The sequence below is a fragment of the Fulvivirga kasyanovii genome (genome assembly GCF_009711405.1).
GTDB classification, from domain to species: domain Bacteria; phylum Bacteroidota; class Bacteroidia; order Cytophagales; family Cyclobacteriaceae; genus Fulvivirga; species Fulvivirga kasyanovii.
The window spans coordinates 1-6,226 of sequence record NZ_SMLW01000663.1; the positions used below are offsets into that span (position 1 = coordinate 1).

At 40.6% G+C, this 6,226-nt stretch carries 7 protein-coding genes; 2 read left to right on the top strand and 5 right to left on the bottom strand.

Annotation, left to right across the window (positions count from 1 at the left end):
- Window positions 1-64 precede the first annotated feature (64 nt).
- A complete protein-coding gene (locus E1163_RS26035) occupies window positions 65-1,207 on the top strand; it encodes an acyl-CoA dehydrogenase (RefSeq protein ID WP_155175927.1) in 1,143 nt (380 codons plus the stop codon).
- A 103-nt stretch (window positions 1,208-1,310) separates the two neighbouring features.
- Window positions 1,311-2,234 (top strand): helix-turn-helix domain-containing protein, encoded by a 924-nt coding sequence (locus E1163_RS26040; protein ID WP_155175929.1) that lies wholly within the window; start codon window positions 1,311-1,313, stop codon window positions 2,232-2,234.
- Here E1163_RS26040 and E1163_RS26045 read toward each other — a convergent pair.
- From E1163_RS26045 to E1163_RS26065, 5 genes are read right to left on the bottom strand one after another with little or no spacing between them, the layout of a single operon-like run.
- Window positions 2,220-2,984, bottom strand: a complete 765-nt coding sequence (locus tag E1163_RS26045) for a phosphoglycerol geranylgeranyltransferase (protein WP_155175931.1) — start codon at window positions 2,982-2,984, stop codon at window positions 2,220-2,222. The genes E1163_RS26040 and E1163_RS26045 overlap by 15 nt on opposite strands.
- Window positions 2,959-3,357: a hypothetical protein gene (locus E1163_RS26050; protein ID WP_155175933.1), complete on the bottom strand. Its 399-nt coding sequence runs from the start codon at window positions 3,355-3,357 to the stop codon at window positions 2,959-2,961. The genes E1163_RS26045 and E1163_RS26050 overlap by 26 nt, the downstream gene beginning before the upstream one ends.
- Window position 3,358: 1 nt before the next feature.
- Window positions 3,359-3,724 (bottom strand): phage holin family protein, encoded by a 366-nt coding sequence (locus E1163_RS26055; RefSeq protein ID WP_155175935.1) that lies wholly within the window; start codon window positions 3,722-3,724, stop codon window positions 3,359-3,361.
- A gap of 53 nt (window positions 3,725-3,777) precedes the next feature.
- Window positions 3,778-4,929 carry a porin gene (locus tag E1163_RS26060; protein WP_155175937.1) on the bottom strand — a complete coding sequence of 384 codons (1,152 nt, stop codon included), beginning with the start codon at window positions 4,927-4,929 and terminating at the stop codon, window positions 3,778-3,780.
- Between the two features lie 53 nt (window positions 4,930-4,982).
- Window positions 4,983-6,071 (bottom strand): Na/Pi symporter, encoded by a 1,089-nt coding sequence (locus tag E1163_RS26065; RefSeq protein WP_246223913.1) that lies wholly within the window; start codon window positions 6,069-6,071, stop codon window positions 4,983-4,985.
- Window positions 6,072-6,226: the final 155 nt, after the last annotated feature.

Here is a 6,226-nt window from a genome sequence, read left to right on the forward strand (position 1 = left end):
GGGTTATTATGCATGCATAATAACCCTCTATTTTTTTACAAAAAATTAAAACAGGTAATAAACAATGAACTTTGAATTGACAGAAGAACAATTAGCGGTTCAGGCTGCTGCGCGTGATTTCGCACAAAATGAATTGCTTCCGGGAGTAATTGAAAGGGATGAAGAACAAAAATTTCCCGCCGAACAAATCAAAAAAATGGGTGAGTTAGGCTTTATGGGAATGATGGTAGACCCTAAGTACAACGGGGGTGGTATGGACTCTGTATCGTACGTATTGGCCATGGAAGAAATCTCAAAAGTAGATGCATCGTGTTCGGTAGCCATGTCAGTAAACAATTCATTGGTATGCTGGGGGCTGGAGAAATATGGCTCTGAAGAGCAGAAGCAAAAATATCTGACTAAGCTGGCCACGGGCGAAATTATTGGTGCATTTTGTTTATCTGAGCCGGAAGCAGGTTCTGATGCTACAAGCCAGAGAACAACTGCTGAGGATAAAGGTGACTATTACCTGCTTAACGGTACAAAAAACTGGATCACTAACGGAAACAGTGCCGGTGTATATATAGTTATAGCCCAAACTGACCCTGAAAAGAAGCACAAAGGTATAAATGCCCTGATAGTGGAAAAAGGCATGGATGGCTTTGTAGTGGGGAAGAAAGAAAATAAGTTGGGAATTAGAGGCTCTGATACACACTCTTTGATGTTCACTGACGTTAAGGTACCTAAGGAGAACAGAATAGGTGAAGACGGCTTTGGCTTCAAGTTCGCTATGTCTACGCTTAACGGCGGACGTATAGGGATCGCCTCGCAGGCTTTGGGTATTGCTTCAGGAGCGTATGAGCTGGCATTGAAATACTCTCAGGAGCGCAAGGCTTTCGGCAAGCCTATTTCGGAGCATCAGGCTATTCAGTTTAAGCTTGCGGAAATGGCTACGCAGATCGAAGCTGCCAGACTTTTATGCTTAAATGCAGCATCATTGAAGGATCAGGGTAAAGACTATGTAAAAGCTGCAGCTATGGCCAAAGTGTTTGCTTCAAAGGTTGCTATGGATGTTACAGTCGAGGCTGTTCAGGTGCATGGTGGTTATGGTTATGTTAAAGAATACCATGTTGAGCGATTGATGCGGGACGCCAAAATCACTCAAATTTATGAGGGAACCTCTGAGATTCAGAAGATTGTAATCGCCCGTGAATTGCTTAAAAACTAATTCTTCGCCTATATTCTAAAAAAAATTATATGTAACTTGGAAAAGTGCATGATTATTTGGTCGAACTTCTTTATATTTGGCGTTGATTTAATACAGTAACGTGATGGAAGATTACAATAAAATAATTGAATCCTTAGGAATTAAGTTTGTAAAGTCCAATAATATAAAAGTATCACACCCTTTTACTATTAAGGACTATGAAGAAACAGAAAACACAATTCTTATCCTTAAGAAGGGAGTTGTCAGATTTGGTAAGGATAATGAGTTGTTAAAAGAAGGTCATGCGCTATTTATCCCAGCCATGAGGTACACACCTCTGTCATTTGGTGAAGTGGATGATAGAAGTCCGGAGCTATCTCTGGAAGAATTTAGTTACAAGCAAACCGAATACTTTAAAACTAACCCTGAAGATATTTCAGGTGTACCGGTGGCTGATTTTACATCGATTGTTTTTGAAACAAAAGTATTTGATACGGTTAACTTCTTCACGGCATTGGATATACCAGCCTTTACTTTGGAAAACTCTAAAGTAAACAGTACAATCTACGATATCGTGAAAGAGCAGGAGACTCGTTTGGAAGGCAATCAGCGAGTAGTGAAGTTGAAAACAGAGTTGCTTGTGGTAGAGGTTATTCGCCACATTCTGCAGAAGAGACTGTTTGTGGAGCAAATGGCTACAAATAGTACTTATTTCAAAGATCCTCGTTTGATCAAGTTGTTTAAGTATATCAAGGACAATCTTGGAGGCGAACTAACCAACAAAACATTATCAGATGTTGCTGATGTTTCGGAGGATTACGTGGGACAGTACTTCAAAACCCTGACAGGTATTAACCCTCAGGACTATATCGAGTACCAACGTATGGAATATGCCGTAAAGCTGCTTAGAACTACGAAGATGAGCATCAGGGATATCGGACGTGCCTGTGGATATAAAGATACGGCTTACTTCTGTAGAAGGTTTAAGATGATGTATGGTATACCAGCAGGAAAAATGAGAAAGAGAGAGACCTTAATGAATATTTAAGGATCTGTTGAAATCATAAATCTTTTCAGAAACCTCAATCAATAGATTGGGGTTTTTTTCTATAGCATTTCCAATAACGATCATATCCGCACCGGCCTCTATGGAGGCTTTGGCCTTAACGGCCGAGTCAATACCACCTCCAACGATGAGTGGAGCATTTATGACCTTTTTTACCTGGCTGATCATTTTAGGAGTAATAGCTTCCCGGGCACCACTGCCTGCATCCATGAAGATCAGTTTCAGGCCGAGCATTTCGCCAGCCATGGCAGTACATGCGGCCACGGAGTATTTGTCAGGAGGTATGGGGGAGGTATTGCTCATGTAGGATACTGCTGAGGTACGCTCTGAGTTAATAAGCATATAGCCCGTAGGCAAAACTTCAATGCCGCTGTTTTTCAAAATAGGAGCAGCTATTACATGTTGGCCAATCAGCAGGTCCGCATTGCGTCCCGATATCAGGCTGAGGAACAGGATGCCGTCTGCGCTAAGGTCGAGGTGCATGTTGCTACCCGGAAAGAGCACTACAGGTATTTCACAACTGGACTTAATCGTTTTGATGATCCTGTCCAGATTGTTGTTGGTAATCAGGCTGCCACCTACAAAGAAGTAATCTACATAACATTCCTTGGCAAGGTTAAGCAGGCTATTGATCGAGGAGATATCCTCGACATTGTCCGGGTCAATAAGTATGGCTAAAGATTTTTGTCCTTTTTGAGTTTTTTCTTCAAGCGTCTTTAGAATCTTCATCATCCCGGGAATTGAGGTTTTCGATATAGTTTATTAACCTTTCTTTAGCAATACCGAGTAAAAATACAGCCATTTCTGTTAAAATGACATTTCCGACAGTTGAAAATACAGAAGGGTGCTTCTGGATCACCACTTCATTGATATCACCTGTGCTTTTTTGTCTTTTTATTTTTTTGACAGACTTTTTACTGGTTAATTTTTTGATGAGATAATAACTGAGGGCAAAGCTGCCACCTATCACTAATGCAGAGGTTGCAATGCGTTTGGTTCTGTCAACAACTTCTGATAACTCATGCTCAAATGCCTCTCTGTGCTTTTGAGAGTTTTGTTCCAGGTTTTCTTTTTTCTTTCTGTTTGATTCGGCTTCGGATATCATATTATTTGTCGGAATTTAGCCAATTTTCTATTTGCTTGCCAAAAAACTCTTTTAGGCCTAACTGTTCCTTGAGCAGGAACACCAGCGTAAAGAATAACAAATAAATTCCTGAAATGATCAGAAAACCATAAAAAAAGCTTCCCAGCAGTGCGCTAAAGTAATACCCCGCAGCTATGCTAAGAAACATAATGAAGAACCAGCCGAGGCTGAATAAGAGTAATCCTACCATTAGCTTGGACAGAGCTTTGGAAGCTTCCTCACGAAGCTCTATCTTATATATGTCCACTTTCGATTCTATGAAAGAGGTCAGATGATCAAATAAACTATCTAGTTTAAAGAAGCTCATAAATCCTTTTTTCTCGCCCACGTTTTGATTTTTGAGCCAAGATAAGCAAAATAGCAGGATTACTCAAAGTGCATTTAAAAGGCCAGCTCTACCTGAAAGCGGTATCGCAGCTCATCATCGCTAAATTCGTTATTTATATGGGTTAAGTCACTCTGAATTTTAAGACTATGCCCAACAAAATATTTCGAAACACCAAGTGTTAATTCTGTAATGCCTTCGTAACCGGTGATGGTTTCCGGATTGATATCCGTATATCTTCCTGCTATTTCAAAATTGTTTTGGAATAGATATCCCATTTGAAGGTTTAAACCAGTGCCGGTATAAAACGCACCATCAGAAGTTACAGGTGATCCATCAGTCCACTTGTCTGCATATTCAAACATGCTGGAGAACCCCTGATATTTGAACATGGCATCGATAAAGTAAGTCTTTATATCGTGGTACTCACTAAGGAAGTCACCGGCGAAGCCGCGTGCACGGGGAGCATTGTTATTTTGATCATAAGTAACTCCAATGGACAATTTAGGTGTTTTTTCCCTTTTGAGATCTGAGCCAAAGTAGTCACCGCCACCTGCAAACTTGCCAAATGGGAGGTACTCGATACGTCCTGTATATTCGTAGCCGCCGATGTTATCAATGGTCAGGTTTCGGCCTTCACCCATGGAAACTGATCCTATCTCTCGCAGTACAGTCTTACCTATATTATGCTCATGATGTATTTGTACACCCTGCCCCCTGTCTATGTTATATTTTGAGTTTACCTGGCTTCGGTCTACGAATTGTAGTTTCTGAGAAGATATTACCCTTTCCCTGTTGCCAGGTAGTTTTGTTTGGCCAAACCATACTTCCCAGCCTGGCGCAAACTGGTATTTCAGTACCGCGTCCAGTACAATGTTGGCTGCAAGATTTGATTCGGCTGCTACTTTACCGTTGTCACGATTACTTACCGCAAGCTCGATTTTGTACTCCAGCCTCGGGTCGTATGCAAAACCTTCGAATTTGATCCTGGCTCTCCTGATTAAAAGTTTGTCATCCCATTCGTCAGTTTCAAGGTTCAGGCTACCATCGTATAGTGTTTGAAACCTGGTGCTAAACTTCATGCTGAAAGATGAATCTTCGGCAACCAGCCTGATCCCTTTCCCAAAACTATTGGAGGTGGTGTCCTGAGCCTGAGTTAACAGCGGAAAAATAAATAGAATTAATAGAACATATTTTAACTTGTTCATGATTGTGTATGAGTTTAATTGTATGTATGGGTTTGTTAATTCGAATTAGTGCTTCATAAGCCTTCAAATCCTTTAGTGAAATAGATCAGACAGAAAGGAATAATGAAAAATATCAACAGTATATAAATGATTACTGTGAACCTGTAGTTGGCAGCAAGCTCGCTAAATTTTTCAGCCATGCGTATGGGGATTTCCCTGAGCCAGGGGAATGGCAGAAAGATCAGTACACCTATAAGGTTAAATGTGAGGTGAACTATGGCAATGCTTACCAACTCATATGATTTAAAAAATACAGCAATAAAAGCAGTTATTGTAGTTCCTACATTGGCTCCAATTATAAATGGAGTTATTTTTCTTAAAGAGATCTTGTCAGTGGCTACAAACGGGATCACCAGCGATGTACTTATGGAGCTCGACTGAATAATGGAAGTCAGAAATGTGCCCCATAGAAAAGACATACCGGTGTTAGTGAAAATGTACTTCTGCAGTTTTTCTTCCGACTCCCCGATAAGCAGTTTTGAGATGATCCTTGATAGTATCTTAATAGAGGCAAATAGTAAGATAAAAGAGAATATAAGGTTAATTAGTGCGATGTCAATTATCGAAGTATAAAACCTGGTTATCGGAGAGAAGTCAATCAATTTAAAGGGAGTGTGATTGATGGCGTCTGTTGTATCTACTCCTATCAGTGTAGAGGAGATAGTATCGGCTATTGAAGATAAAAATTCATATTTCAGTTCAAGAGGAAAAAGGATCAATACAACCAGTATATTGAAGAAATCATGTACTACACCTGCGGAAAGAGCGCGGCGAAACTGCTCCCTGTTACCAATATAGCTGAGTGAAATGATTGTACTGGTAATGGTGGTCCCGATGTTGGCCCCCATGATCATCGGTACGGCATCGATCAAACTTATAGACCCTGAGGCAACCGCGGCAACAATCAAGGTGGTGCTCGTAGAGCTGCTTTGTATCAGGGCGGTAATCAGCAAACCTATGAAAAGCCCAATGAATGGGTTTGATGCCGCCTTCAATATGGATTCGATGGCCTCCTTACCCAGGTGCCTGAATGAGTCGCTCATCAGGTCGATCGAAAACAAAAACAGGAATATCGATGCAATTATGATCGCTATCCTTATCAAAAGCCATCGGTTTGATATCAATGTATCTGTAATGATTTTAACCAAGATTAATGGAGGGGCTTAAATGAAGGTGCAAAGGTAGGCTTATTATAAGTGTCATATATTTCCTTAAGATTAAGTAATTGTTAAATATTAAGGGAGGTTGTCCTTATATC